Annotated in this window: 23 protein-coding genes; 6 read left to right on the top strand and 17 right to left on the bottom strand. The window is 62.4% G+C overall.

Annotated features, from left to right (window positions below; translation table 11 throughout):
* The first annotated feature begins 14 nt into the window (after positions 1-14).
* On the top strand, positions 15-992 hold the full coding sequence (locus IVA91_RS33570; RefSeq protein WP_247422346.1) for a hypothetical protein: 978 nt from the start codon (positions 15-17) through the stop codon (positions 990-992).
* Here the strand turns inward: IVA91_RS33570 and IVA91_RS33565 are convergent.
* On the bottom strand, positions 932-1717 hold the full coding sequence (locus tag IVA91_RS33565; RefSeq protein WP_247422344.1) for a Crp/Fnr family transcriptional regulator: 786 nt from the start codon (positions 1715-1717) through the stop codon (positions 932-934). The genes IVA91_RS33570 and IVA91_RS33565 overlap by 61 nt on opposite strands.
* Before the next feature lie 517 nt (positions 1718-2234).
* Here IVA91_RS33565 and IVA91_RS33560 point away from each other — a divergent pair.
* Complete coding sequence (locus tag IVA91_RS33560; protein WP_247460430.1) at positions 2235-4034, top strand: SDR family oxidoreductase; 1800 nt, start codon at positions 2235-2237, stop codon at positions 4032-4034.
* 10 nt (positions 4035-4044) lie between these two features.
* Here the strand turns inward: IVA91_RS33560 and IVA91_RS33555 are convergent, their stop codons facing one another.
* From IVA91_RS33555 to IVA91_RS33500, 13 genes are all read right to left on the bottom strand, one after another.
* Positions 4045-6432 (bottom strand): membrane-bound PQQ-dependent dehydrogenase, glucose/quinate/shikimate family, encoded by a 2388-nt coding sequence (locus tag IVA91_RS33555; RefSeq protein ID WP_247460427.1) that lies wholly within the window; start codon positions 6430-6432, stop codon positions 4045-4047.
* Between the two features lie 5 nt (positions 6433-6437).
* Positions 6438-6815, bottom strand: a complete 378-nt coding sequence (locus IVA91_RS33550; RefSeq protein WP_247460425.1) for a c-type cytochrome — start codon at positions 6813-6815, stop codon at positions 6438-6440.
* Between the two features lie 20 nt (positions 6816-6835).
* Positions 6836-7471 (bottom strand): cytochrome c, encoded by a 636-nt coding sequence (locus tag IVA91_RS33545; RefSeq protein WP_247460423.1) that lies wholly within the window; start codon positions 7469-7471, stop codon positions 6836-6838.
* Entirely contained in the window at positions 7471-8310 is an 840-nt protein-coding gene (locus tag IVA91_RS33540) for a substrate-binding domain-containing protein (protein WP_247460421.1), read from the bottom strand. The genes IVA91_RS33545 and IVA91_RS33540 overlap by 1 nt, the downstream gene beginning before the upstream one ends.
* A complete protein-coding gene (locus IVA91_RS33535; RefSeq protein ID WP_256466430.1) occupies positions 8294-10129 on the bottom strand; it encodes a methanol/ethanol family PQQ-dependent dehydrogenase in 1836 nt (611 codons plus the stop codon). The genes IVA91_RS33540 and IVA91_RS33535 overlap by 17 nt, the downstream gene beginning before the upstream one ends.
* A gap of 104 nt (positions 10130-10233) precedes the next feature.
* Positions 10234-11025, bottom strand: a complete 792-nt coding sequence (locus IVA91_RS33530) for a heme-binding protein (protein WP_247460420.1) — start codon at positions 11023-11025, stop codon at positions 10234-10236.
* A gap of 58 nt (positions 11026-11083) precedes the next feature.
* On the bottom strand, positions 11084-12007 hold the full coding sequence (locus tag IVA91_RS33525; protein WP_247460418.1) for a cytochrome c oxidase assembly protein: 924 nt from the start codon (positions 12005-12007) through the stop codon (positions 11084-11086).
* Positions 11995-12348, bottom strand: a complete 354-nt coding sequence (locus IVA91_RS33520) for a hypothetical protein (protein WP_247460416.1) — start codon at positions 12346-12348, stop codon at positions 11995-11997. Before IVA91_RS33520 ends, IVA91_RS33525 begins: the two co-directional genes overlap by 13 nt.
* Positions 12345-12944, bottom strand: coding sequence for a cytochrome c oxidase subunit 3 (locus tag IVA91_RS33515; protein ID WP_247460414.1), 600 nt, complete (start codon positions 12942-12944; stop codon positions 12345-12347). Before IVA91_RS33515 ends, IVA91_RS33520 begins: the two co-directional genes overlap by 4 nt.
* Positions 12941-14854: a cytochrome c oxidase subunit I gene (ctaD, locus tag IVA91_RS33510; RefSeq protein WP_247460404.1), complete on the bottom strand. Its 1914-nt coding sequence runs from the start codon at positions 14852-14854 to the stop codon at positions 12941-12943. The genes IVA91_RS33515 and ctaD overlap by 4 nt, the downstream gene beginning before the upstream one ends.
* Entirely contained in the window at positions 14851-15861 is a 1011-nt protein-coding gene (gene coxB, locus IVA91_RS33505; RefSeq protein ID WP_247460402.1) for a cytochrome c oxidase subunit II, read from the bottom strand. The genes ctaD and coxB overlap by 4 nt, the downstream gene beginning before the upstream one ends.
* Positions 15862-15949: 88 nt before the next feature.
* Positions 15950-16072 (bottom strand): hypothetical protein, encoded by a 123-nt coding sequence (locus IVA91_RS36925; protein ID WP_256466429.1) that lies wholly within the window; start codon positions 16070-16072, stop codon positions 15950-15952.
* Positions 16073-16257: 185 nt separating this feature from the next.
* Positions 16258-16629, bottom strand: a complete 372-nt coding sequence (locus IVA91_RS33500; RefSeq protein WP_247460400.1) for a hypothetical protein — start codon at positions 16627-16629, stop codon at positions 16258-16260.
* A gap of 376 nt (positions 16630-17005) precedes the next feature.
* Here IVA91_RS33500 and IVA91_RS33495 point away from each other — a divergent pair, with 376 nt between their 5' ends.
* Both IVA91_RS33495 and IVA91_RS33490 read left to right on the top strand, forming a co-directional pair.
* Complete coding sequence (locus tag IVA91_RS33495) at positions 17006-18205, top strand: ABC transporter substrate-binding protein (RefSeq protein ID WP_247460398.1); 1200 nt, start codon at positions 17006-17008, stop codon at positions 18203-18205.
* 126 nt (positions 18206-18331) lie between these two features.
* The gene (locus IVA91_RS33490) at positions 18332-20134 is read left to right on the top strand and encodes an AMP-binding protein (protein ID WP_247460396.1); all 1803 of its coding nucleotides are present in this window, start codon (positions 18332-18334) and stop codon (positions 20132-20134) included.
* A 169-nt stretch (positions 20135-20303) separates the two neighbouring features.
* Here the strand turns inward: IVA91_RS33490 and IVA91_RS33485 are convergent, their stop codons facing one another.
* Positions 20304-20816 carry a helix-turn-helix domain-containing protein gene (locus tag IVA91_RS33485; RefSeq protein WP_247460394.1) on the bottom strand — a complete coding sequence of 171 codons (513 nt, stop codon included), beginning with the start codon at positions 20814-20816 and terminating at the stop codon, positions 20304-20306.
* Positions 20817-21050: 234 nt separating this feature from the next.
* Here IVA91_RS33485 and IVA91_RS33480 point away from each other — a divergent pair, with 234 nt between their 5' ends.
* Together IVA91_RS33480 and IVA91_RS33475 are read left to right on the top strand one after the other, a co-directional pair.
* Positions 21051-21683: a 2-hydroxychromene-2-carboxylate isomerase gene (locus IVA91_RS33480; RefSeq protein ID WP_247460392.1), complete on the top strand. Its 633-nt coding sequence runs from the start codon at positions 21051-21053 to the stop codon at positions 21681-21683.
* 74 nt (positions 21684-21757) lie between these two features.
* Entirely contained in the window at positions 21758-22957 is a 1200-nt protein-coding gene (locus IVA91_RS33475; protein ID WP_247460390.1) for a CoA transferase, read from the top strand.
* Between the two features lie 26 nt (positions 22958-22983).
* On the opposite strand, the gene IVA91_RS33470 is transcribed toward IVA91_RS33475, so the two are convergent.
* Positions 22984-23661, bottom strand: a complete 678-nt coding sequence (locus tag IVA91_RS33470; RefSeq protein WP_256464860.1) for a glutathione S-transferase family protein — start codon at positions 23659-23661, stop codon at positions 22984-22986.
* The gene (locus IVA91_RS33465) at positions 23661-24401 is read right to left on the bottom strand and encodes an SDR family NAD(P)-dependent oxidoreductase (protein ID WP_247280444.1); all 741 of its coding nucleotides are present in this window, start codon (positions 24399-24401) and stop codon (positions 23661-23663) included. Before IVA91_RS33465 ends, IVA91_RS33470 begins: the two co-directional genes overlap by 1 nt.
* Between the last annotated feature and the right edge of the window lie 304 nt (positions 24402-24705).

Below are 24705 nucleotides of genomic sequence, written 5' to 3'. Positions count from 1 at the left end.
CCGGATCTCGGGACGTGACGAACGGCTGGGTGGAGGCCATGCGAGCAGGCGATTTTGCGCGTGCCTGGGCCATCAATGACGAAGATCTCGCGACGTCTGGGTACCCGCCCAAGCATACCGGTCCGCGTCACCTTCAGCGAATCTGGCGGGGGGAGTCGCTTGCGAACAAGCACGTGCTCGTGCGGTGCTATCACGGGCTCGGCGACACGATCCAGTTCCTGCGTTTCATGCAACCTCTTCGCGGCATAGCGCGCAGTGTCACGGTCTGGTGTCAGCCCGAACTGTTGCCGCTGGTCGAGCGCACGGCAGGCGCCGATTGCGCGCTTGCGCTCCATTCGGGCACGCCTGAAGCTGACTTCGACGTGGACATCGAGATCATGGAGGTGCCGCACGCGCTCAGGGTGGGGAGAGAGGAGATCGAGATGAGCGCGCCATATTTGACGCTGCCGCCGAGAAGCATGCCTGTGTCGCTCGACTGCGAAGGTCTGGCCGTCGGCTTGGTCTGGGAGGTCGGCCAATGGGATAAGCGGCGCGCTGTTCTCCCCGCATTGTTGCGTCGTCTCGCCGTTCCTGGCGTAGCGCTTTATTCGCTCCAAAGAGAGGCGGCGACCGAAGAGCTCGCGCAGATCGGCGCTCGCGACATCAGCACGCCCGATATCGCGGCTCTCGGTCGTCTTCTCTGTCAGCTCGATCTCGTCATTTGCGTTGACACCATGGTCGCACACCTCGCGGGAGCACTCGGATGCGAAGCCTGGGTGCTGCTGCACGCCGATTGCGACTGGCGCTGGCCTTCATCCGGGTGCCGTACGTTTTGGTATCCGAGCCTGCGCCTGTTTCGTCAAAAGACAGCCGGCGATTGGGGTGCTGTCATTCTGGAAGTGCGCAGAGCCTTACAGGAGCGCGTGAGGTGTGAGCAGAAGGTTACACAATATCATCTGGCCGACGCGACGGCACCTTTGGTCAATTCCAGTTGCACTGGTCGGCGGCCTTGATCAGGTGGCCGGATGCCTAGATACGCGGGATCGAAGCCTGCCAGCCGGACCAGTCCGGGCCAGTCGGAGATCATCAAGGTCTTGCCGTGCCAGTGCAGCAGGTTGCAGCGGCGCAACTCCCGGATGGTGCGATTGACATGGACTGGGGAGATGCTGCAGGCCGCCGCGAGGTCGGATTGGGTGAACGGCGAAGCCAATCTGAAGTCCTTTGCGAGCCCGACATTCTGCAGGCGTGTCGTGATCTCGCAGAGCAGGTGCGCTACACGCGTCAAGGCGTCCCGGCTGCCGAGGTTTACGGCCCAGTTGCGCTGTCTGGCGTGGTCGCCAAGCAGCATCAGCAAGAGGGTACGCGACATCGCGGGCGAGCGCGCCGATAGTTCGCGAAAGAAGCGATGCGGCACCAGCGCGACCACGGCAGGTCCGAGCGCAATGAGGTTGCCATTGATGCGGGGCTGATAGAGGGTCTGGAGGTCAGCGATGTCGCCGGGGACCGAGATCGATGTGATCTGCCCGTCTGCGGCCTGGGCGTCCTGCCAGGACAGGTAGCCCTGGAGCAGCAGACAGCATTGATGGCTGTCATCGCCGTGGCGCAGGATAGCCTGATGTGAACTGAAGTGCGCGATCGTGCTCGGCATTTCTGCCAGCAGATCGAGGTCGTCGGCGGTCACGTCACCGATACTCGCCAGGTGATCGGCAAGCTTGGAAAAGGCAAATCCCGTCTGCATCGGTCATCCGATCGCCCGCCGCCTACCGCAACTCTGACCCAAATGGCAAAGGGCAGGCATTAACCTGTGATACGCTCCCTCGACCAGGGTATGATCGATTGGTGCGAGTCGACGTTCGCCAGTCTTCAATGTTCCTGTGAAATGAAGTCAGGGAAAGCGGCAATCGTCCGCACTTCGAGCGCCCGCAATCTTTCGCGGGCGCCATTGCCCTAGTGTGAGGTCTTTCCGCGCGAGGCGGTCCCCTGTTTGACACCGACACGATGGCGACAAGGGACAGACCTCTCCTGGCGATCCTCCGAAGGCCGGTTCCAGGGCTTTGTCCGAAGCCTCAGCCATGCGGCGGTAACGGGCGGGAACGGGGCCGTGGCGAACTTGCGACGCCGGCACCTGCGCGGCTCCCCTGAACGGATTCGCTCCTGTACATCTTTGAGTCATCGAAGCTTTTGCGCCGGGCCGCCCTGGCTAGGAACGAGCGTCATGTCAGGGATTTGAGCAAGGTCCCGACCGGAAGACGCTCATGGACAGATTTGACGCCGCTTCATCGACCGCCGCCCTCACGAGGGTGACAGATGACATCTGGATCGCGGACGATGCGCCAATCAGCGCGGTCGGTCTGCGTCTGCCTGTTCGCATGACGGTCATTCGGCTGTCGAATGGTGACCTCATGCTGCACTCGCCGGTGCGATATTCGCCTGCTCTGCGCAATGAGCTGGAGCGGTTGGGATCAATCAAATATCTGGTCGCGCCGAACGTTGCGCACTGGATGTTTCTGCCTGCCTGGCAAAGGCATCTGTCGCAAACGTTGACCTTTACAGCGCGAGGACTGTCTGCGCGGAAACAGGTGCGAGAGGCCGGACTTCGCGTTGACCGCGAGGTCGGCGACACCACCCCCGGAGAGTGGGCCGCCGAACTTGAGACAGTCTCGGTGCATGCCCCGATGTTCTCCGAGGTGGAGATATTCGACAAGCGGAGCCGCACACTGATCCTGACGGACCTCGTGCAGAACCTTGATTCCCATGATCTTTCCGCGTCAAATCAGGCCGCCGCAAACCTGCTCGGCATCGCCAAGCCTGACGGCAAGGCGCCGATTTATCTTCGGCTCTTGTTGCGCCTCGGCGGCCGTTCGGTACAGGCCGCGGCCGAACGGCTCGTGCGCCTGGCGCCCGAGCGGGTCATCTTCGCGCATGGCGACTGGTTCAAAGCGGATGCGGCCGTGCGCCTCCGGCGGTCGTTGCGCTGGCTTGTCCCAATGGATGCCTCGGGATCTTCGCCGCGGCCAATGGCGGGCACACGGGTCGTCATTACGGGAGCATCCAGCGGAATTGGCCGAGCGGCGGCGCTGGCGTTTGCGCAGGAAGGGGCGAGCGTGGCGCTTGCCGCACGTCGCGGCGAGATCCTGGCAAGCCTCGCGGCAGAGTGCGAGGCGCTGGGAGGCCGTGCCTTGGCGGTCCAGACCGATGTCAGCGATGCGGAAGCGGTGCAGCGATTGGCAGCGCAGGTTGACGATGTATTCGGCGGTATCGACGTCTGGATCAATAACGCCGGCACCGGTGTATTCGGCGCCTATCAGGACGCCGATTTCGCGCTTCACCGCCGAACCATTGAAGTCAATCTCCTGGGAATGATGCACGGCGCCTTCGCGGTGCTTCCGATTTTTCTCCGCCAGAACCGAGGCATCCTGATCAACAACATCTCGCTGGGGGGGTGGGTGCCGACGCCGTTTGCGGCGGCCTATTCCGCAAGCAAGTTCGGCCTGCGCGGTTTCACGGCGAGCCTGCGCCAGGAACTCGGCGCGCATCCGAACATCCATGTCTGCGGCGTGTTCCCGGCGATGGTGGATACGCCGGGCTTCGTCCACGGCGCCAACATGTCCGGGAAGAGGCTCGATCCGGGGCCGCTGCTGTACCAGTCAGAAGATGTCGCTCAGGCCTTTTTGAGCCTCGTTCGCGCGCCGCGCGATGAAGTGGCCGTCGGCTGGCTCGCGCGCGGTGGCCAGATCGCCTATGCCATCGCGCCGAAATTGACAGAAAATCTGTTGGGTGGCGCATTCCGATTCCTCCTGTCGCGCGCCGGACGCGCACCGATCAGCGAGGGAAGTATCATCGAAGCCTCGCCGCTCGGCACGTCGGTAGACGGGGGATGGCTGGGGCGGAAGCAGCTTCCACCGGCTGGGGTCATCAGCAAGGGGCTTGCAGTTGTGGGAATGGCTGCGTGTGTGGCTTTGGTGGCCTCGCTAGCCGTCCGGCCGCGTCGGCCGCAGATCAGGACCAGGTGCCGCCGGACGCCGACGGGACGTACCGCAGCAAGGCCGTCTTGACCGACGGACATCATGGCAGCGCGTAGGCCCGCACGTAGTCCCCGAGCCTGGTGCCGAACGAGCCGTGGCCGCCATCGACCGTCACTACGTATTGCTTGCCGCCGGTCTCGTAAGTCATCGGCGTTGATTGGCCGCCAGCGGGAAGGCGGTCCTGCCAGAGCTGCTGGCCATCACCGACGTCGAATGCCCTGATATAATCATCCATTGTCCCCGTGATGAAGATGACGCCTCCCGCGGTCACGATCGGCCCGCCCAGCATGGGAACGCCCAGCTTGAACGGAAGCGGGACAGGGGCCTGATCGCGGATCGTGCCGATGCGGTGTTGCCACACCACCTTGTGCGTCTTGAGGGCAATGGCCGCGATATTCCCCCAGGGCGGGGCGAGGCAGGGGATGCCGAGCGGCGACAGGAAGATGCCGAGTTCGACGCCATAGGTAGCGCCGTACATCGGTTGAACGCCGAGTTCGGTGCCGGGTGGATGCGCAGCGTTCGGCGCGGCCGGATTATCTCTTCCACGCGGCACCAGGCGGGAAATGAACGGAATCGATTGAGGGTTTGCGATCGCGATCTGTCGCTGTGGATCGACGGCAATTCCGCCCCACTCGAACATGCCGAAATCACCCGGGAACACCAGCGTGCCTTGCTCCGAAGGCGGCGTGAACGGCCCTTCGTAACGGAGACGCTTGAACTTGATACGGCAGGCGAGCTGGTCGAACATCGTGCTGCCCCACATCTGCGCGTCTGTCAGCATGCCGGGTGGGCGGAAGCTCAATTCCGAGAAGGGTTGGGTGGGGGACAGCCGGTCGCCGGGTGCGGCGCCTTGCGGCACGGGCTTCTCCGGTGCGGGCACCAGCTGATGCCCGTCGCGGCGGTCGAGCACGAAAATGTCGCCCGTCTTTGCCGGAATGTAGATCGCCGGCGTCGTGCCGCCATTCGAACGCAGATCGACCAGGCTCGGCTGCGAAGGCATGTCCATATCCCAGAGATCATGGTGCACGTTCTGGAACGACCAGCGTAGTTTTCCGCTGGCGATATCGAGCGCGATCAGCGCTGAATCGTAACGCTCCTTGTCCGACGAGCGGCCGCCGCCCCAGATGTCCGGAGAGCTTGAGCCCAGCGGGACGTAGACGAGCCCGAGATTTTCGTCGACCGCCGAGATGCTCCACGAATTGGGTGAACCGGCCGTGAAATGATGCGAGGCGGAGGGCATCTCGTTCGGATCGGGATTACCGGCATCGAACGCCCATATCAGTCGCCCGGAATAGATGTCGAAGCCGCGGATCACGCCTGAAGGCACGCGGTCGGAATAATTGTCGATGACGGCGCCACCGACGATCAGAACCTTCTCGGTCACCACGGGCGGCGAGGTACCCTCGTAGAAGCCGAGCGTCTGGATCTCGCTTCCCTCCTTGAGGTCGATCTGACCTTGGTTGCCAAAGCTGGCGCAGGGCGTGCCGTTCTGGGCATCCAGCGAAAACATCCGGCCGTCATTCGTCGGCACGAAAATGCGCTGCGGACAATCGCTTGGGGCCGGCGCGCCGTCGGCCGTGACCGCGCCAGGTTTTGTCGCGTGATAGGACACGCCGCGGCAGGTCATGTGCTGGAACGCCTTGTTGTGCTGGATCTGAGGGTCAAACTTCCAGCGCAACTTGCCGGTCGCAGCATCGAGCGCGAACACGATTTGGTGTGGCGAGCAGGTGTAGAGGAGATCGCCAATCTTGAGCGGCGTCGCCTGGTTGGTGATCTCATCGGGATCATCGGGTCCCTTGTGGTCGCCGGTGCGGAATTCCCAGGCGAGCTTGAGGTCCTTCACATTGGCTTTGGTGATCTGGCTGAGCGAGGAATAGCGCGTGCCCCAGCCAGTGCCGCCATAGGCCGTCCAGTTTTCGCCGGCGGCGGGCGGGGCTGCTTCGGAGGACGCAATGGCGCCCGTCGTTTCGCTCTCCGGCACCGTGCCGGCAAAATCGTGGTGATCGCGCGTGAGGGAGAGGGCGAGCACGGCGGCCGCCGCCATCAGTACGAGGCCGAGCGCCCATCGCGCGGCACGCAAGTGAGGTGCCAAACGACGCGTAATGAAGGGCAACAACAGCCAGACGCCCAGCGGCGCAAGCACGTCGCCGCGCGGCGCCAGGGACCAGAAATCGAGCCCGGCCTCCCAAATTGCCCACGCCATCGTGCCAAGCAGCAGCGCGGCATACACCCAGAGCGCCTCGGCACGCCGGCGCGTAAGCAGCCACGCTGTGAGCAGAAGCATGGCCCCGGCGACGAGATAGTAAAAGGAGCCGCCAAGCACAGCGAGCCAGGCGCCGCCGCCGGCGAGGGCCAATCCCATGATAGCGACGATCACAATGGTGATCGCGAGCAGTGGCGCGTCACGGAACAAGTGGATGGGGGTCATATTTCCTACTTCAGCGTATAGAGAAACGCCGCGATATCACGCGCGTCCTTCTGCGGGATGCCCATTCTCGGCATGGCGTTGCCCGGCAACGTCCGCTGCGGATCTTCGATCCAGTCGGCCATATTGTCCGGCGAATTCTGGATGTAGCCGGCGATGTAGGTCCGCGTGCCGATCCGGTGCAGAGGTGGGCCGACGTTGCCGTCGGCACCGGCGATGCCGGGAATGTCGTGACAGCCGCCGCACTGATATTGCTTGACGAGGTCGGTGCCACGGCGCGCATCGCCCATGAAATTGTCCGGGCCGGCAGCCGTGCCTTTGTCGCAGGCCACCGCCGTCAGGGCCAGCAGGGAGGCGATGAGCGATCGTGTCGTTGGAGTCCCCATCGGCTGCTCCGCTTTCCCGATCAGGGTTTTCGGCCGAAATTGAAGGACTTGGTGGCGGACCACGGATCGGTCGTCGAGACCTGCTCGCTCGGGACTTGCTCCACTTCAGGGGATAGCGGATTTGCCGAGAAGGTCCGGCCCCATTGCCGGTTCGGCTCGTTGCTGATCTTGCCGATATAGGTGACGAGGTCCCAGATCACGCTGTCGGGCAGCACGCCGCCCCAGGCCGGCATTCCATTGGGCCGCCCCTGGTAGATCGACAGATAGATGCTCTCGGGCTGCGAGCCATAGGTGAAGATGTTGTTGCTCAACGCCGGCCCCATGCCGCCGCCGCCGTTTGGCGCGTGGCAGCCCACGCAATTGAAGCTGACGTAATAAGTCATCCCGCGCTGCTCCGCATTGGGATCGCCTTGCACGGGATTCATGATCTGGGGTCGGTCCGGCTGCGCGCCGGGGAAGAGGTGGCTGACCGGGACCTGCATGAAGACGCCGGGTCTACCGTTGCCGACGCTGCCGCCGAAATTCGGGCGCGGTGCCGGCATCGGCATCTGCGCTTCCTGTGACTGCGGCAGAGTTTGCTGGGCAATTCCGGCGCCGTTCGACACGATCGCGAGGAGCAACGATAGGAAGCTCATGCGTAATGCTGGAGCAGGCATCACTCATGCCCTCCGGATGCCGTGACCGGCTTCTCGACCAGTGGCACGCCGAAACTGCGCAGCAGCGACATGATCTCGGATCGATGCTCGTCGATGAATGCATTCAGCCGGTCGCGCAGCGCGTGGTCGTCCTTGCGTACGCCCATGGCAATGGAGAACTGGAACTGCTGGGGGCCAAAGCGCTCGTAATCCCGAATTGGCGTGACCGTCAGCGGGACGGAAGAGCGCTGCGCGAAATAGCCACCCAGCGGACCCCAGGCGGCAGCAACATCGATCTCGCCGTTCTCGACTGCCTCGATCAGGCGCGCGGGCGGATCAGCGTGGCGATAATCGCCGTAGATAGAATAGCCACGGACATTGTCGACGATGCCCTGTTCGCCGAGCGCCTGCGCAGGCGGTGGATTGTTGCCGTCGTCCCCGATCAGATGCACGCCGATCACGAGGTGATGTAAACGCGGGTCGAGCAGGGACGAAAGATCGAGCTGCTTATCCTGTCGAGCCACGAACACGTAGCTCGAGCGATAATACGGCTTTGTCGTCTCCACGAGATCATAGCCGACCGGTACGCCCATCACGACGTCGCATTTGCCGGCATTGAGCGTGTTGCGGACGAAGCCGCGCCGCTGCGCCCACCAAGTGTAGGCGACCTGCTGGCCGAAATGCTCGCCGACCATGGCTGCGAGCCTGTTCTCGAATCCCGCTTTCGCGCTGTTCGAGAACGGCAGATTGTTCGGATCGGCACAGACGCGGAGTTCGCCGTCCGATGCCGCCGCTCCGGTGCTCGCGAGCCCGATCAGGATGCCGAGGGCGATGCCCGGACAATTACTTCGAGGGCGCATGGCTGGTGTCCTCACCCTTTGCGTCTCCAAGCTTGAACACCAGCAACTCGCTCCCGCCGGCGGTGTAAAACGGCAAATCCTGCGTCGCGCCCGCAAAGCCCAGTGCGGCATTGCGCACGCGCGGATCGACCTCAGCATTGGCCACCACCCCCGGCCAACCGCCGACGCCCGAGAGGATCGCGATGTATTGCTGTCCGTCGGAGCCGCGATAGGAAACCGGCTGGCCGATGAACCCGGACCCGGCACGGAATTGCCAGAGCACACGCCCGTCCCTGGCGTTCACCGCCTTGAAAAGGCGATCCATCGTGCCGTAGAACGCCACGTCGCCGGCCGTCACCAGCGCGCCGCTCCAGACCGGAAGCTTCTCGTGGATCTCCCAGATCTTCTTGCGCGCGACCGGGTCCCACGCCATGAACTCGCCGCGATAGCCGCCAGGGCCAGCATACATATCAACGTCCGCGCCGACATAGGGCGTGCCGGCGATATAGCCGACCTGCGAGGCCTTGAAGTCCATGCAAAGGTGCTGATGCGGGACGTACAGCAGCTTGGTCCGCGGTGACCAGGCCGACGGTTGCCAATCCTTGGCGCCGGGCGCGCTCGGGCAGATGTTCTCGACGGTCTTGCCGACCAGGGGCGTCTTCTCCTCGTTTGGGATGATCTTGCCGGTCTTCAGATCGACGCCCTTGTAGCTGTTGACGAACTCATAGGCGTCCGCCGAGATCACTTCGCCTGTCGCGCGATCCATGACGTACATGTAGCCATTGCGGCCGGGATGGATCAGCACCTTGCGGGTCCGGCCGCTAAGCTCGAGGTCGAGAAGCACGTTCTCGTTGACTTCATCGTGGTCGAACAGATCGTGCGGGTTGATCTGGTAGGCCCATTTGGCGCGACCGGTGTCCGGATCGCGCGCAAAGATCGTGGTACTCCAGAGATTGTCGCCGCTGCGCTGGTTGGCATTCCAGGGACTTGGATTGGCAGTACCGTAGTAGATCAGGTTCAGATCAGGATCGTAGGAGATCCAGCCCCAGACCGTACCGCCGCCGACCTGCCAGCGATCGGCCGGCCAGCTCTTCACGCCGAGATCCGTGCCTTTGAGATTGTCATAGAACGGCTTGAAATCGTCCCCGATCAGCACCTCCTTGTCGGGGCCCGTCGAATAGGCGCGCCAGGCGATGGCGCCGGTGTTCTCATCTAGCGCCGTGACCCAGCCACGAACGCCCATTTCGCCGCCGCTGTTGCCGACGAGAATCTTTCCCTTCACCACGATGGGTGCCATCGTGATGGTCTCGCCCTTGTTGATCTCGCCGAGCTTGGTGTGCCAGAGCTCCTTGCCGGTCTTCGCATCGATCGCCACGGTGTGGTTATCGAGTGTATTGAGGAAGACCTTGCCGTTGTCGAAAGCGAGCCCGCGATTGACGACATCGCAACAGGCGACGCCCGCGGCCGCCGGCTCTGGCTTCGGCGCGTAGGACCACTTCAACTCACCTGTCGTGGCATCGAGTGCGAACACACGGTTGGGGTAGGGGCCTGCATAAGGGCCGACCACGTACATAGTGCCGTCCACGACGAGCGGCGCCGCTTCCTGGCCGCGATCGGCGCCAACCGAGAAGGTCCACGCAAGCTGGAGGCGCGAAGCGTTGGTCGCGTTGATCTGGTCGAGCTCGCTGTAGCGCGTGTTGGCGTAGTCGCGCGCGGCCATGGGCCATTGGCCCGGATCCTTCATGCGGCTGGCGAGATCGGTTTGTGCCGACCCCGACGACAGCAGCGCGCCGAATGCGCAAAGGACGCTCAGCAACCGCGCGAAACCACGCACTAACATGTGTAAAGCACTCCATGGCGGTGATGAGGCCATGCCGCGTTGCAGGCCGGTGCGAACGTACAAACGTTGCGCTTCCCCTTGGTTCCAAAAGGAGGGATTCGCAGCTATCTCACGACGTTGCCCGATACGCCTGCGCCGAGATCGACCGCGATCTGATCCTCCTTGCCGTTGCACTTGGGGTGGCCGAATCCTGACGGGCTTTTGCCGTCCGGGCCGATGTCATAGATGATCGCGTCCTTCATATTGGGACTGACTCCGGCCGGCACGCGGTCAAGTCCAAGCAGGTGGCGGACGCGCCAGGCAACATTGTGATCGGCGCAGGAACTGTCGCCGCTGATACCAAGCGCACCGGCGATCCCGTTGCCGTCATAGAGCGCCAGCCCACCGCCAAAGACGATCACGCCGCCCACGGGTTTTCCAACCATTGGATCGTGCGCCGTACCGAATTCGTCGGGCGAGCCCGAGTACAGAACCTCTGACGATGGTGGGTTGCTGAGACCTGCGCCGAACAGAATTCCGCCAGGTTGCGCGCCCGCGTAGAGGTTGGCCGTGGCGATCGCCTTGTCCTTCAGGCTGAACGCATTCGCCGTATTCGCCTTTTCGGCTGCGATTGCTCGGCTGCCCAGCCACTGATCATCGACCTTGCTGCCACTGTAGGCGACCGCGCAGACAAGACCCTGTCGATTGACGACAGCAGCCCATTCGTTGTTGTCGAAGCCTCCATTGCCTGGCCCACCGCCGGGCTTCACACTCTTTTTGAGGATATCGGCGAGTTGCTCATGGTCGACCGGACACGACATAGCCGGCCGGGGTTGGTCCTGCGCGTTCGAGATCGCAGGCGCCAAGAACGCCGTGGACAAGACAGCCGTTGCCGCCATGACAGATCGTTTGCCCATGTGGCCTCCGTGGAGTGTCGCACTCAGCAGGCGAACGTCCGAAGAGAAGTTGCGGTTCCTATGCAGGACCGCTCATGAGCGGCAGGTGCGAGTGGCCAGCCTTCGTGGTCAGCCACCGGTGAGCAAAGAACAATGCGGCGGCTGTGTAGAGTATGCCCATGGGCACCCACATCAGGATGCCTGCGAGCTGCTGGTCTTCAAGGGGCGAAAGGCCGAATTCCCCGGCGAGGGCGCCCTGGGCCGGGATCCAGAGCCGCGGCGATACGGTCAGCAGGGCCCCGAGCACACCGGAATGCAGGATGGTGATGAACAGGCAGGCGACGGCGATGCCGTCGCGAGTTCGGGTGCTGCGGCCCCGTCCGCGGCCATGCAGCAGCACCCACCAGAACAACAGCGCGGTCACAAAGAAGCTGACGTGTTGGAGGCGATGGATCCCGGCGTTGTCGAGCGCCCACGCGTAGAGCGGTGGTGCATGCCAGATCCAGAGCGCCGCGCCTTGGAAGATGGTCGCGCTGATGGGGTGGCTCACAAAGGTCCACGGCCAAACCAGCATCGGCAGATTGAGAATTCGGCCCGCCGATGGCCGGAACGAGGCTGGTAGGCTCCACAGCAGCGGGCCGTTGATCCGGGCAAACGCCATCAGCGGCGCCGCGACGAGCATGAGCAAGCCGTGCTCGACCATGTGCGCGGTGAACAGCCGCTCGCCCAGCCAGTGCAGCGGCGAGGTCACCGCCAGCGCGAGGACGAGCCAGCCGGTCCAGAACGCGGCGACCTGCCGGAAGCTGACGCCGCGGCCGCCTCCTGCGTGCCGCCAGAGTCGCTGCGTTCCAACGTAGAAGCCAATGCCCATGGCATAGAGCGGGGCCATGAGCCAGGGGTCGTAGCTCCAGAGTGATCCCGAATCGACATCGGATAGGCCGTGCGCGGCGGCGGGCTGCGCGAGCAGCGCAAGCAACCACGCCGCAAAACTCAGCGCAGACATGGGCTGATCATGAGCGACGCGGCGAGCTGGTTCGCGATGACCAGCGCGAACAGCACGCCGGAGCCGACGCCGAGCCACGCCATGAACGTCCTGGGACCGCCACCTTGCGCATCGGACCATTCGGCGCTGGCACCGCGCCGAACCGCGAGTGCCGATATGACGGTGCCTGCCAAGGCGAGGATGGCCAGAACAGCGCTCAGGATTGCTCCGCTGATCCTCGTCTTCTCGCACGAGAAGTGCGCGAACACGTAGACACCTTGCAAATTAATACCCCATGCAATGGGCCCCAGGGCAACGCCGGCCCAATACAGTAATCTGGAATGTCCGTCAGCTTCGGTCATAGGCGCGGCACCCAATCCAGCAGCACGTACAGAGGCAGCCAGGCAAGCACGACAAAGTTCCAGTAGAAGACGTTGTCGGTTACATCGCTGAAGCGGCGCGGCTTTGCGTGCCTCGTGAACATCAGGACGGCCAGAACGATCGTGTCGCCAACATCGGTGGCGAGATGGGTCGTGTGCAATCCGAGAATGAGCCACACGATCGATCCGTAGGCGGAATTGTCCCAGCGCGTATTGAGATGGGCGAACTCGAAGCCGCGCAGAACAAGAAGGGCGGTGCCGATCACGGCCATCACGATGAGACCGATCCGCACTTTCGCAAGATCCTGCCGGTGCGCGGCCCGATTGGTAATCTCGTTCGGGATGATGCTGAGCAGATAGACCGCGACCTCGGCCGTGCCTGGCCAAAGATCGGGCGGCGCGGCGCCGATCGGCCAGTTCGGATTGACGGCGTAGAGATAAAGATAGGCGCCGATCGCGATGGCAAACCCCATGCCTTCGAGCGCCATGAAGCCCATGGCGCCCCACCATGGTCCACTGCGTGGGCCGTACCCGTAAGTCGGCAGTTCGGCGACACTGCGAACGATGGTCTGTCTCACTCCTCGTCCTCCCTGCTGCCGGTCGGCCAGAACCAGCCGATCAAGGCGAAGGCCATCGGCGGCGTGCCCCAGAGCACCGCCCACGGCGTGAAGATCGAACCGATGAAGAACACTGTGGTTGCGATGGCTGTGAGCAGTGGCCAGATGCTGGGTTCGGGCGATGCTTCGCGGATTTGCGGCTCGGCCTCTGCCAGTGAGGTGAGCAGGACTTCGCGCCGCTCCGCGCTCAGACCCGCGACGACAGGCAGGCTCATGCTATCGGCCCACAGCGGATCGCGGTGTTTGACGACCGGAATGCGGTCGAAATTCTGCGGCGGCGGTGGCGAGGACGTCGCCCATTCCAATGTTGAAGCGTGCCAAGGATTGTCGCCCGCGAGCTCACCCTTGCGCAGGCTGTAGATCACATTGACCAGAAGCAGCACGAAGCTGAGCGCGAAAACGAGCGCGCCGCCGCTGGACAACAGGTTCAAGTGCGCCCAGTCCATGTCGGCCGTGTAGGTGTAGACCCGACGCGGCATTCCGATCAGCCCGAGAATGTGCATCGGGAAGAACGCGACGTTGAAGCCAATGAAGGCCAGCCAGAAATTCCAGCGGCCGAGGCTCTCGCTGAGCATCCTGCCAGTGATCTTCGGAAACCAGTAATAGACGGCACCGATGAGCGGGAACACCGCACCGCCGATCAGGACATAGTGAAAGTGCGCAACGACGAAGTAAGTGTCGTGCACTTGGGTGTCGATCGGGACCGAGGCGACCATCACGCCGGACAGGCCGCCGAGCACGAAGATCACGATGAAACCGATCACGAACAGGAGCGGGGTGCGGTAGACCGGCCGTCCGTCCCAGAGCGTTGCCAGCCAGCAGAAGATCTGCAGCCCGCTCGGCACCGCGATCAGCATACTGGACGCCGTGAATAGGCCGGCGCCGAGCTGGGGCAGGCCCGTGACGAACATGTGGTGGACCCACAGGCCAAACGATAGGAAGCCAGTCGCGATCAGGGAGAGAATGACGACGGGATAGCCGACCACCGGCCTGCGCGCGAAGGTCGCCAGGATTGCTGAAACCATGCCGGTGCCTGGAATAAAGATGATGTAGACCTCCGGATGGCCGAAGAACCAGAACAGATGCTGCCAGAGCAGCGGATGCCCACCGGAGGATGAATCATAGAAGCGGGTGTTGACGAGCCGGTCGAGGATCAGCGACGTCGATGCGACCATGACCGAGGGCATCGCGAACATCACCAGGAACGCCGTTACCAGCATGGCCCACACGAATAGCGGAATGCGGTCAAGGGTCATCCCGGGCGCACGGAGCTTGAAAACGGTGACAATGATCTCCACGGCGACTGCAAGCGCAGCGACTTCGGTGAAGGTGATCATCTGCGCCCACACGTCCGGGCGCTTCGTCGGCGTGTATTGCAGCGAGGAGAGCGGGACATAGGCAAACCAGCCGACGTCCGGGCCGACATTGAGCGCAAAGGAAATCCAGAGGAAGCACCCGCCGAACAGAAATATCCAGTAGCTGAAGGCATTGAGGCGCGGAAAGGCGATGTTCCGCGTGCCGACCATCAGCGGCACGAGATAGACGGCGAACGCCTCCATGACCGGCACGGCGAACAGGAACATCATCGTCGAGCCGTGCATGGTGAAGATCTGGTTGTACTTGTCGGCCGACAGGAACGTCTTCTCCGGTCCGGCAAGCTGAACGCGCATCAGGATCGCGAGAATGCCGCCGAGAAGCAGGAAAGCGAAAGCGGTGACGATATACCGGCGGCCGACGACCTTGTGGTCCACCGACGTGAGCGCACCCGTCCATCCGGACGGCGTGCGCCACACCCGCTCCAGCTGCGTGGACAGCTGTAGGTCATTCAGGACGTCGTCCCGTATCTCACGTGGTTCAGCGGCGATGCTCACTTGAGCTGCTCCAGATAGTGTAGGATCGCGATGAGCTCGCCCGACTGCAGCGGCATCTTTGGCATGAGATTGCCGGGCTTGATGTGCTGGGGATCGGCGATCCAGGCCGCGAGCGTCGCCGGCGTATTCGGCAGCGTTCCTGCCGCGATCGTCGTTCTGCTGCCGATATGCGTGAGATCCGGGCCGAGCTGCCCGCCGGCCAGCGTGCCGCTGATGTTGTGACACAAGGCACATCCGCGGGCCCGGAAGAGTGCCTCGCCCTGCTTGCCGAGCTGATCCGTAGGGCTGTTCGCGCTCTGGTTCTCGTGGTCGCGCCAGCGGCCGAATTCATCCGGCGGCAGCGCAAGCACGGCGAAGGCCATATGCGCATGCTGAAGGCCGCAGAATTCGGCGCATTGCCCGCGATAGACGCCGGCATTCTTCGCCGTGAATTGCAGCTCGTTCTTTTGCCCGGTGATGAGGTCCATCTTACCGGTCAGGCTCGGCACCCAGAAGCTGTGGATCACATCGGCGGATTCCAGCTCGACCTTCACCGGTTGGCCGGTCGGGATGCGGATCTCGTTAGCGGTCGCGAAGCTCCGATGCGGACTATCAGCTTCATAGTGGACTTCCCACCACCATTGGTGGCCAATGATCTTGAGCGTGAGGGCGTTCTCGTCCTTGGCAAAGATCGTGCGCTGACCGGCATAACTGACAATGGAGAGTCCGAGCATGACGACGAGGGTTGCGAGCCCCAGGACAAAGATGACGCGACCGCTCGTCCGCTCAAACGGCTGGTGCAGCGCGAGTGGTTGGTCGGCCGGGCGCTTTCGGCGCAGCAAACTGACGCCAAGCACGACCACGACGGCGATCCAGACGGCGGCCGCAACGGTCAGGAAGATGAAGATGGTATGAAGGATCTGGCTGGACTGAAGTCCCTGCGGGTCGAGCACGGACTGCCGGCCGGCGCAAGCGGCCAGCGGCAACGTCGCAAATGGCACCAGAGCCGTTCGCATCCGGACAGGCATCGATGTTCGCCGTGCTCCCCTGTTCGAGGGCGAACCGGTCAATCGTATGAAGGTTCCTATCTCCGCGAAATGGCTGGTTCACAGCGTCTCAAAACGGCCATCCTCTGGTCGCGATGAAGATTGCCGCATCGGCCACGGCCATCAGCAGCAGGACGATCAGGACGGCTATCATCGCCCCTGGCTCAGTAATCGCGCGAAGGTCTTCAAGCATTGATCATCCTCGACTTTGCGTTTCGATCACCTTGCCATCGGCTTTTGTGGATCGTGCGGCTTCGGTGCTTCGCTCCCATTGCGCGCTCGTTGCGGAGCAAATGCCAAAAGCACGCCGACGCCGCTATTGCCCGTTTGAGTGCTCCCGTCAGACGTGCGGGAAATGCGAGCGTGCTGTCGTGGTTCCTAACCCTTGTGTATCACCAGGACGCCAGGAGAGGCGCTGTGATCAGAATTGGCGTGATTTCGGATACGCATGGCTGCTGCGGCTGGAAGCGGAACACTGCATTGTCGTGCCGTGCCGTGCGCGTGCTCGAGGGCTACGCCGGATTGCGCCGCCGCGGCCATCCGGGGGACCTTGATCTTGGCGATTGGGCCGAGCCAGCAACGAGGCTTCTGTGATCGCGCCTGCTGCTGACTTCGGACCATCTGGCCCGATATCGCCTTGCTCCAAAACCTCCAGCCCGCCAGCACCTTGCGTGCGGCCCGCTTGTATCCCGGCCGGCGGGCAAGTGCCTCGAACTCGTCGGTTACCCATCGGACTTCGACTTCGATCACTGACATCGTCGCTGAGCACAAAGGTCGAGGAAGTAAGTTCAATATTAGAATTTATGTTTACCGCTGTGCGCCGAGGCTTCCTGCCCGGTGATCAGAGCTGTCGCACTGTGCAATGATGGCTTTTGCACGGGTATTAACAGTCGAGTTCGGCACCTCCCGGGCGCGTCACGGACTTTCCGCGAGCCATCATCTAATCGCTTGACCAGTTCTGAAATAGAACTGTAGGATGGACCGAGAAGATGGCCGATCATAACGGCCGCCCCTTCTACGGATTGCCGCGCCGGACCAACTCAGGCCTGCGGGTGAGGCGGGGCGTGCAGCCGCGCGAATAAACAGGACCACGTACCAGGAAGGTGCGGGTTTGGGAGGACGGACAATGTTGACGAAATGGAAGGCCGTTGCGGCCCTGGCTTTGCTTTTGAATGGTCCGGCGTTTGCGGCCGACGAGGTCGGCGTTACTGCGACCGAGATCAAAATTGGCGGGGTGTTTCCGTTCAGCGGACCGGCGTCATCGATCGGTCTCGTCGGCAAGGGCCTTATCGCCTACATTCAATCGGTGAATGACCGCGGTGGCATCAACGGCCGCAAGATCAACTACATCGCCTATGACGACGCCTACAGCCCTCCGAAAGCGGTAGAGCACGTCCGCAAGCTCGTCGAGAGCGATGAGGTGGCGTTCATGTTCGGTCAGCTCGGCACGCCCGGCCTTTCGGCCACGGCAAAATACCTGAGAGCGAAAGGCGTGCCGAGCATCGCGATCATCAGCGGCTCGTCCAAGTTCACCGACGTCGCCAGTTACCCGCTGACCACGACAGGTCTTGTCAGCTACGACACCGAAGGAAAAATCTACGCGAAATATCTGACCAGGACGCTGCCGAACGCCAAATATGCGATTCTCTATCAGAACGACGATCTCGGCAAAGATTACGTCAATGCCTTCAAGGCCTTTCTCGGCAAGGACTACGATCGAAAGGTCGTCAGCGCGTCCTATGAGGTCACCGAGCCGACCGTCGACTCACAGATCACAAACCTGAAAAGCTCCGGTGCCGACGCCCTGGTGATCGCGGGAACGCCGAAGTTCGCCGCGCAGGCGATCCGGCAGGCTTCTGTGATCGGCTGGAAGGCGACGCTGATCATCAACTTTCCATCCGGTTCGGTCGGGGGCACGCTCGCGCCGGCTGGCCTCGACAAATCAGTCGGCGTGATCGTCGGGACGATCAACAAGGACGTCGTGGATCCGACATGGAAAGACGATCCCGCCATGCAGACCTATCGGGCGTTTCTCGACAAGTACCTGGCCGGCGTCGATATCACCAACGGCAGCTATCTGACCGGCTATCAGCAAGGCATCCTGCTCGAGCAGATCCTGAAGCAATGCGGCGATGATCTATCCCGCAAGAACATTCTGGCGCAGGCCAAGAACCTCAGGGATTTCGTCGTCCCGACCGCGCTGCCCGGGATCAAGGTGAACACCAGCGAATCCGAGAACATGATCTGGACGCAGATGCGCTTGCAACGATGGACCGGATCGACCTGGGAAGCCTTCGGCGAGGTGCTCGACGCCAGGTCCGAATGAACTCGCCCCAGCCAGATGCCGCATGAGCTGCGTCCCAAGCTTGCAATGCGCCGGTAGGCCGCCGCTGGGCATTACGGGAATGCACGGCATGTGGTCGTCCTTCAGCAATTCGGGAGATCATTTTCGATGTCGACGACGGCACTGACGTTTGCCCCGCGCGAGGTTTCGATCGAGCGTCGCCCCGACGGCACGCTCATCTTGAGCTCGCCTCTTGAATGGACGCCGTGCGACTGGCGCATCACCGATTTTCTGCCGCGCTGGGCCAATGCCGTTCCGGATCGGGTTTTCCTTGCGCAACGCAATGCGAAGGGAGGATGGGACGAGATCACCTATGGTGAGGCATGGTCGCAGGTTCAGGCGGTCGGCCAAGGCCTGATCGATATGGGCGCAAGGCCAGCCGACAAGCTGGCGGTCCTTTCCGGAAACTCCATCGAGAACGCGGTGATCTCGTTTGCGGCGATGTCGATCGGGGTCATCCTGGCGCCGATTTCGCCGAACTACACCGTGATGCCGGGGGGCCTCGCACGTCTCAAGGACATCGCGGAAGTGCTGCGTCCGAGCTTTGTGTTCGTTCAAAGCGGACGCGACTTTTCCGCCGGCCGCGCCATTCCCGAATTGGCAGCCGCGACCTGGATCAGCGTCGATGGTGCGCCGGACACAGTGCCTTTTCAGGTTCTGGCCGCGCGAACCGGGCGCGAAGGATTCGAGCGCGCATCGCGGGAGGTGCCTTGTGACGTCGTCGCGAAAATTCTCTTCACGTCCGGTTCGACCGGCTTCCCCAAGGGCGTGCTCAACACCCACCGCATGATGGCAAGCTCTCTGCAAATGGGAAGTCTGCTGGTGTCTCCGCCCGATGCGCCGGTCCAGGTGGAGTGGCTGCCCTGGCACCATACGATGGGTAGTAATGTCATCCTTCACGGCATCCTCAGGAATGGCGGGACGCTCTATATCGATGATGGCCGGCCGCTGCCGCATCTCTTTCACAAAACGGTCGAGAATCTCAGGGAGATCTCGCCAACCGCCATGTTCAACGTGCCTGCCGGGTATAACCTCTTATGTGATGCAATCGAGAACGACCTCGACCTTGGTGCCAGCGTGTTCAAGCGGATGGACCGATTGAGCTATGCTGGCGCCGCAATTTCTCAGGACACTCTCGAGAAACTCTATCGATTGACATTTGCCGCCACCGGCCGGCGAATTCCGGTCATGTCGGGTTACGGCACGACCGAAACCGCGCCGACGATCAGCACGACGCATTGGGCAACGGATCAGCCCGGAGAGATCGGTCTTCCCGCGCCGGGGCTGCAGCTCAAGCTCATTCCGGTCTCCGATACCTACGAGGCCCGGGTCAAGGGCCCCAACGTTACGCCCGGCTATCTCGAACGGCCCGATCTGACGGAAAAGGCCTTCGACGAGGAAGGATTTTATCGCATTGGCGATACCGTCTCGTTTCTGGATCCGCAGAGGCCGGAGCGGGGCCTTCGCTTTACCGGTAGAATTTCCGAGAACTTCAAGCTTGCGAATGGCACCTGGGTCTCAATCGGAAACATGCGTGCGGCAATCCTGGCTGCCACACGTGGCGTCTTGCTGGACATCGTTGTTGCCGGCGAAAATCGCGAGACGTGCGCGCTGCTGTGCTGGCTGAACCCGACCGAGGCAGGCCGGATATCCAAGATTGCAGCCGTTGATTTGACCTGCGATCCTGTCGTGGTTCAGTTTCTGAAGGACCGCTTTCGGGAATACAACGAGGCGGTCGGAAGCAGCGAACGAGTCTGCGCCTTCTCCCTGCTGAAGGATCCGCCGTCAATGGCAGCAGGAGAAATCACCGACAAGGCCTATGTCAACCAGCGCGCGGTGCTCAAAGCTCGCGCCGAGCAGGTTGAACGTCTCTATATGAACGAACCATGCCGGGATGTGGCGCGGGTGTAGGGCAGGGCAATCGCATTTGGAAGACCGCTTCGCTGCGACATTCAACGAGACGCCCGCCTTCGGGCCGCCAGATCAGGACAGAGTGTGTGGCAGCAGGTTCAATGGGCGCCGACGCCGCTTTCCTCCTCGTATTGCCATCTCTCTGGCACGAGGCCGCGATGCGCAGGCCTCAAGCGGCGCGCGAGCGCGCCTTTGTCTTTCGGACCTCCGGCACCGCCGTCGCCGGAGTGCTGCGCGCACCCGGCCCAGGGTGAGTATGAACCTCCTTGGCCGAGAGCGGCTCGCCGCATTCAGAGCACACCATGACCGGATCGAAGTCCTTTCCGCACCTGCGGTGCTGGTGCAGCAAGGGCCGGCCGCGCTCGTCGACCATGTGGGTATCGCCCCAATGCACGATCGCCATCATGATCGGATAGAGGTCGAGGCCCTTCTGGGTCAGGATATATTCGTGGCGCTTGGGGGAGTCCTGGTAGGGAATGCGGCGCAGGATGCCCTGCCGAACCAGCTTCTTCAGCCGTTCGGCGAGCAAGTGCCGCGTGATCCCGAGCGCCGATTGAAATCCCTCGAAGCGGCGCGTGCGCAGGAAGCATTCGCGCAGGATCAGAAGAGTCCAGCGATCGCCGATCACGCCGATGGTTCGGGCCATCGAACATGGCTCTTCCTCGAGCTCTTTCCACTTCATTCACCCACTCCAATCGTCCTGGCATGGGCCGTCTCGAATCGTCACGGAGGCCGGCCGCGCGGTTTCGCATTCTAGATAGGTACTGAATTCCAAACAATACCCCTCCTGGTAGGCCAAATCAGCAGATTGCAGGTGTGTTTGACAGTTCTATTTTAGAACTATATGATTAGCGGAACCTCGGGCTGGCGATCGGATCGCCGGTGACCGCCATTCGCTCTCCGGGAGAAGGCCCAGATGACCCTGACGATTGAATTCCAGTTCGATTTCGGCAGCCCGAACGCCTACCTGGCGGAAGTTGCCATTCCCGGCATCGAGCAGCGCACCGGCGTGAAGTTCGCGTATGTCCCGGTTCTGCTCGGCGGCATCTACAAGGCGACCGGCAACATGTCGCCGTTCGACTCGCTTCGCGGGATCAAAAACAAGCCGGAATACCAGGCGTTGGAGACCCAGCGGTTCATCCGCCGCCACAACATCACGAAGTTTCGCCAGAATCCATTCTTCCCGGTCAACACGCTGATGCTGATGCGTAGCGCTGTCGCCGCCCAGCTCGAGGGTATGTTCGAGCCCTACTTCCGTGCTGCCTATCATCATATGTGGGAAGAGCCCAAGAAGATGGATGATCCGGAAATTTTCCGGAGCGCGTTCGTGTCCTCGGGGATCGACATCGACCGGTTGATTGCGCGCGCGCAGCAGGATGACGTCAAGAAGAGGCTGATCGATCTGACCAATGACGCCGTCAGCCGCGGTGCATTTGGTGCACCGACATTCTTCGTTGGCAAGGAGATGTTCTTCGGCAAGGACCAGATCCGCGACGTCGAGGAGTCGATCCTCGAGCAGACCAGACAACCTGTTTCCAAGACGGCTTGACGGCGCCGACTGTCCAGGTTGAGTGGCGAAAGCCACTCGGACCCAAAGCAAACGCAAATTCAGGGAGAATGCCCATGCCCGGACCACTTCACGGCGTTCGAGTACTCGATTTGACCGGCGTGGTGTCGGGTCCGTTCGCGACCATGTTTCTGGCGGACCAGGGCGCCGACGTGCTGAAGATCGAGCCAATCGGTGGCGACATCACCCGCCGCAGCCGTGCCACCATCGACAAGGAGGGCGAGTTCTCCGCACTGTTCATCTCGTCAAACCGCGGCAAGCGTTCGCTGTCGATGGACGTCAAGAGCGCGTCCGGGCGCGAGGTGCTCGCCAAGCTGATCGCGCAGTCCGATGTCCTGGTGCAGAATTTCCGGCCAGGTACCATGGAACGCCTCGGTCTCGGGGTCGAGGAATTGCGCCAGCGCCATCCGCGCCTGATCTACGTCTCGATCAGCGGCGTCGGTGATAGCGGCCCCTACGTGAAGAAACGGGTCTATGATCCGATCATTCAGGGCTTGTCCGGCTTCGCCGATATCCAGTCGCAGCCGGTCACGAACCGCCCGCAGATGATCCGCACCATCGTCTGCGACAAGACCACCGCGGTGTTCACCGCGCAGGCCGTGGCTGCTGCGCTCTATGCCCGTGAGAAGACGGGGCAGGGCGACCACATCCAAGTGGCGATGCTGGATACGATGATCTCCTACCTCTGGCCGGAAGGAATGATGCAGTACACGGTGGTCGGCGCCGAGGCAGCCGCGGCCGATCCGAATGATCGGCCGGACTTGGTGTTCAAGACCAGCGACGGCTACATCACCGCCGGTACCATCTCCGATTCCGAATGGCAGGGCTTTTGCCGTGCCTCCGGTGACCCCGAGCTCGCCAAGGATTCCCGCTTTGCGACCCCAGCGGCGCGCTCGGTCAATGCCACCGCGCGGATCAACAAGATGGCGGAATACATCAGCCAGCATACGACAGCCGAATGGCTGGAACGCCTCGACGCAGCGGATGTGCCTTGCGCGCCGATCCTGCGTCGGGCCGAGATCATCCACAACGAACAGGTCCTGGCCCGCGGCATCATCGCCGAATTCGATCAGCCGAAGGTCGGCCGGGTGCGGCAGCCGAGGCCGGCAGCTCGCTTCGAGGTCAACCAGGCCGCGATCGGCGGGCCGGCCCCCCGGGTCGGCGAGCATTCGCGCGAGGTACTGCGCGATCTGGGTTACGACGACCGCGCCATCGACAAGATGATCGCCGAGCGCAGCGTGCGCGCGGCCGTATAGACGGAAGCGCGCACCGGCGATTGCTCTCAGACGGTTGCCGATACCGGCGTAATTGGCGCCACGGGAACATTCGCCGCCTGGGCTCTGCAATACGCGTCCCGCCCGTGAATGCGCTCAAGGTATGGGTGCGCATTGTCGCAAATGTCGACCCCATAAGCGATGGCCCAATCGAGGCACGTCGTGAGCAGGAGGTCGGCGCTGGTGAACTGATCGCCCATCAGGAACTGGCGCCCATCCATCAGCGCGACCTCCACATGCCGCAATTGTTGCTGGAAATATTGGCCGGCTTGGGCGACGACCTCGGGGGCGACGCCATAGATGTGTCCGAGCGCATCCGCCCGGTGGCGGCGCATGACATAGAGGCTCGTCGAATCGAGCTCGGCCACGACAAAGAAGCACCATTCGAGCCACGCGGCATAGTCGCGGGTGGCTTCCGGAATCAGCGAGCGCTCCGGCGTGGAATACATGCGCGACAGGTACGCGACGATCGCGGCGCTTTCACCGATGCAGAAGTCGCCATCCTGCAACAGCGGAATCTTCTGGCGGGGATTGAGCCGGGTGTATTCAGCGGTCTTGGTTTCGCCTGTCCGTGGTCCGATCGGCTTGACCTTGTAGGACAAGCCGAGTTCGTGCATCGCCCAATGTGCACGAATGGTGCGGCTTGTTCCGGCACCCCACAGGGTGAGGTCGGGTGTCGTACTCATCACCACTTCTCCACCGACGGGCGAAGATCGAGTTCATGGGTCCAGCCGTCGCGGCTCTGCTGGTGCGTGAACCAATAGGCTTCTGCGATAGAGGAGGTCTTCGTCAGGCTGTCCGGCGGGATCTCGCTTGCCTCAATCCCCTTCGCCGCTTTCATGCGCTGGTGGATGGCTTCGCTGTCGACACCGGCGTCGATGATGAGATGGACGACGTGGATGTTCTTCGGCCCAAGCTCGCGCGCCATGGCCTGGGCCACCGCGCGAAGCCCGAACTTCGCCGACGAAAACGCCGCAAACCCCTGGCCGCCGCGAATGCTGGCCGTCGCACCGGTAAAGAAAAGGGTGCCGTGCCCGCGCGGCAGCATGACGCGCGCGGCCTCGCGCCCGACGAGAAATCCGGCGTAGCAGGCCAGCTCCCAGGCCTTGAAAAACAGTTTTTCGGAGGTCTCCACGAGAGGCTTGTTGACGTTCGATCCGGCATTGAAAAGGCAGACCTCGATCGGTCCGATCTTCTTTTCGATATCGGAAAAGAGCTTCTGGACCTCGGCTTCCTGCCGCGCATCGACGCTGAAGGCATGGATGCGATGGCCGTCAGCCGTCAGCTCGTCCACCAGCGCCTGGGATTTGGTTGCGTCACGCCGACAGATGCAAACTGTGTAGCCGCCTTTGGCAAAGCGCCGGGCGACGGCGGCCCCGATCGCATCGCCCGCGCCCACCAGGATCGCCACGCCGGGACCTTCCATGATCGCTTCTCCCTGTAAGTTCTTATTTGATACCTATAGCTAGCCGTTCGCAGCAATGTTGTAAACGACGTTCTGTAAGTCCAAAAAAAGCGACAGCTGCTCTGCCGTTCCGGCCGAAATCGCCAGATGGCAATTTAGCAATTGACGAGTTCTAAAAAAGAACGTTAACTCCAATTCGAGTAGGCCTCGACAAAGAACCGGGCCGATCGTTCGGGAGGTTGGCAGTGGCGAGCTCTTTCAGGCGCGGTCGATATTGCCGGCGACCGGGTGATCACGGTGCGCGGACAGCGCATTATGCGGGATG

Source organism: Bradyrhizobium sp. 153, assembly GCF_023073835.1.
In the GTDB taxonomy this organism is placed as follows: domain Bacteria; phylum Pseudomonadota; class Alphaproteobacteria; order Rhizobiales; family Xanthobacteraceae; genus Bradyrhizobium.
Note: the sequence above shows the minus strand (reverse complement) of the source record. Positions and strands in the feature narration are given on the sequence as shown.

What these genes read in the sequence shown, in the direction of transcription:
- IVA91_RS33490 (WP_247460396.1), top strand. Translation starts at nt 18,332, where the DNA reads ATGTCGACGACGGCACTGACGTTTGCCCCGCGCGAGGTTTCGATCGAG.
- IVA91_RS33560 (WP_247460430.1), top strand. Translation starts at nt 2,235, where the DNA reads ATGGACAGATTTGACGCCGCTTCATCGACCGCCGCCCTCACGAGGGTG.
- IVA91_RS33555 (WP_247460427.1), bottom strand. Translation starts at nt 6,432, where the DNA reads ATGACCCCCATCCACTTGTTCCGTGACGCGCCACTGCTCGCGATCACC.
- IVA91_RS33565 (WP_247422344.1), bottom strand. Translation starts at nt 1,717, where the DNA reads ATGCAGACGGGATTTGCCTTTTCCAAGCTTGCCGATCACCTGGCGAGT.
- IVA91_RS33540 (WP_247460421.1), bottom strand. Translation starts at nt 8,310, where the DNA reads ATGCGCCCTCGAAGTAATTGTCCGGGCATCGCCCTCGGCATCCTGATC.
- IVA91_RS36925 (WP_256466429.1), bottom strand. Translation starts at nt 16,072, where the DNA reads ATGCTTGAAGACCTTCGCGCGATTACTGAGCCAGGGGCGATGATAGCC.
- IVA91_RS33470 (WP_256464860.1), bottom strand. Translation starts at nt 23,661, where the DNA reads ATGAGTACGACACCCGACCTCACCCTGTGGGGTGCCGGAACAAGCCGC.
- IVA91_RS33530 (WP_247460420.1), bottom strand. Translation starts at nt 11,025, where the DNA reads ATGGGCAAACGATCTGTCATGGCGGCAACGGCTGTCTTGTCCACGGCG.
- IVA91_RS33495 (WP_247460398.1), top strand. Translation starts at nt 17,006, where the DNA reads ATGTTGACGAAATGGAAGGCCGTTGCGGCCCTGGCTTTGCTTTTGAAT.
- IVA91_RS33535 (WP_256466430.1), bottom strand. Translation starts at nt 10,129, where the DNA reads ATGTTAGTGCGTGGTTTCGCGCGGTTGCTGAGCGTCCTTTGCGCATTC.
- coxB (WP_247460402.1), bottom strand. Translation starts at nt 15,861, where the DNA reads ATGCCTGTCCGGATGCGAACGGCTCTGGTGCCATTTGCGACGTTGCCG.
- IVA91_RS33465 (WP_247280444.1), bottom strand. Translation starts at nt 24,401, where the DNA reads ATGGAAGGTCCCGGCGTGGCGATCCTGGTGGGCGCGGGCGATGCGATC.
- IVA91_RS33520 (WP_247460416.1), bottom strand. Translation starts at nt 12,348, where the DNA reads ATGACCGAAGCTGACGGACATTCCAGATTACTGTATTGGGCCGGCGTT.
- IVA91_RS33545 (WP_247460423.1), bottom strand. Translation starts at nt 7,471, where the DNA reads ATGCCTGCTCCAGCATTACGCATGAGCTTCCTATCGTTGCTCCTCGCG.
- IVA91_RS33550 (WP_247460425.1), bottom strand. Translation starts at nt 6,815, where the DNA reads ATGGGGACTCCAACGACACGATCGCTCATCGCCTCCCTGCTGGCCCTG.
- IVA91_RS33485 (WP_247460394.1), bottom strand. Translation starts at nt 20,816, where the DNA reads ATGAAGTGGAAAGAGCTCGAGGAAGAGCCATGTTCGATGGCCCGAACC.
- IVA91_RS33480 (WP_247460392.1), top strand. Translation starts at nt 21,051, where the DNA reads ATGACCCTGACGATTGAATTCCAGTTCGATTTCGGCAGCCCGAACGCC.
- IVA91_RS33525 (WP_247460418.1), bottom strand. Translation starts at nt 12,007, where the DNA reads ATGTCTGCGCTGAGTTTTGCGGCGTGGTTGCTTGCGCTGCTCGCGCAG.
- IVA91_RS33475 (WP_247460390.1), top strand. Translation starts at nt 21,758, where the DNA reads ATGCCCGGACCACTTCACGGCGTTCGAGTACTCGATTTGACCGGCGTG.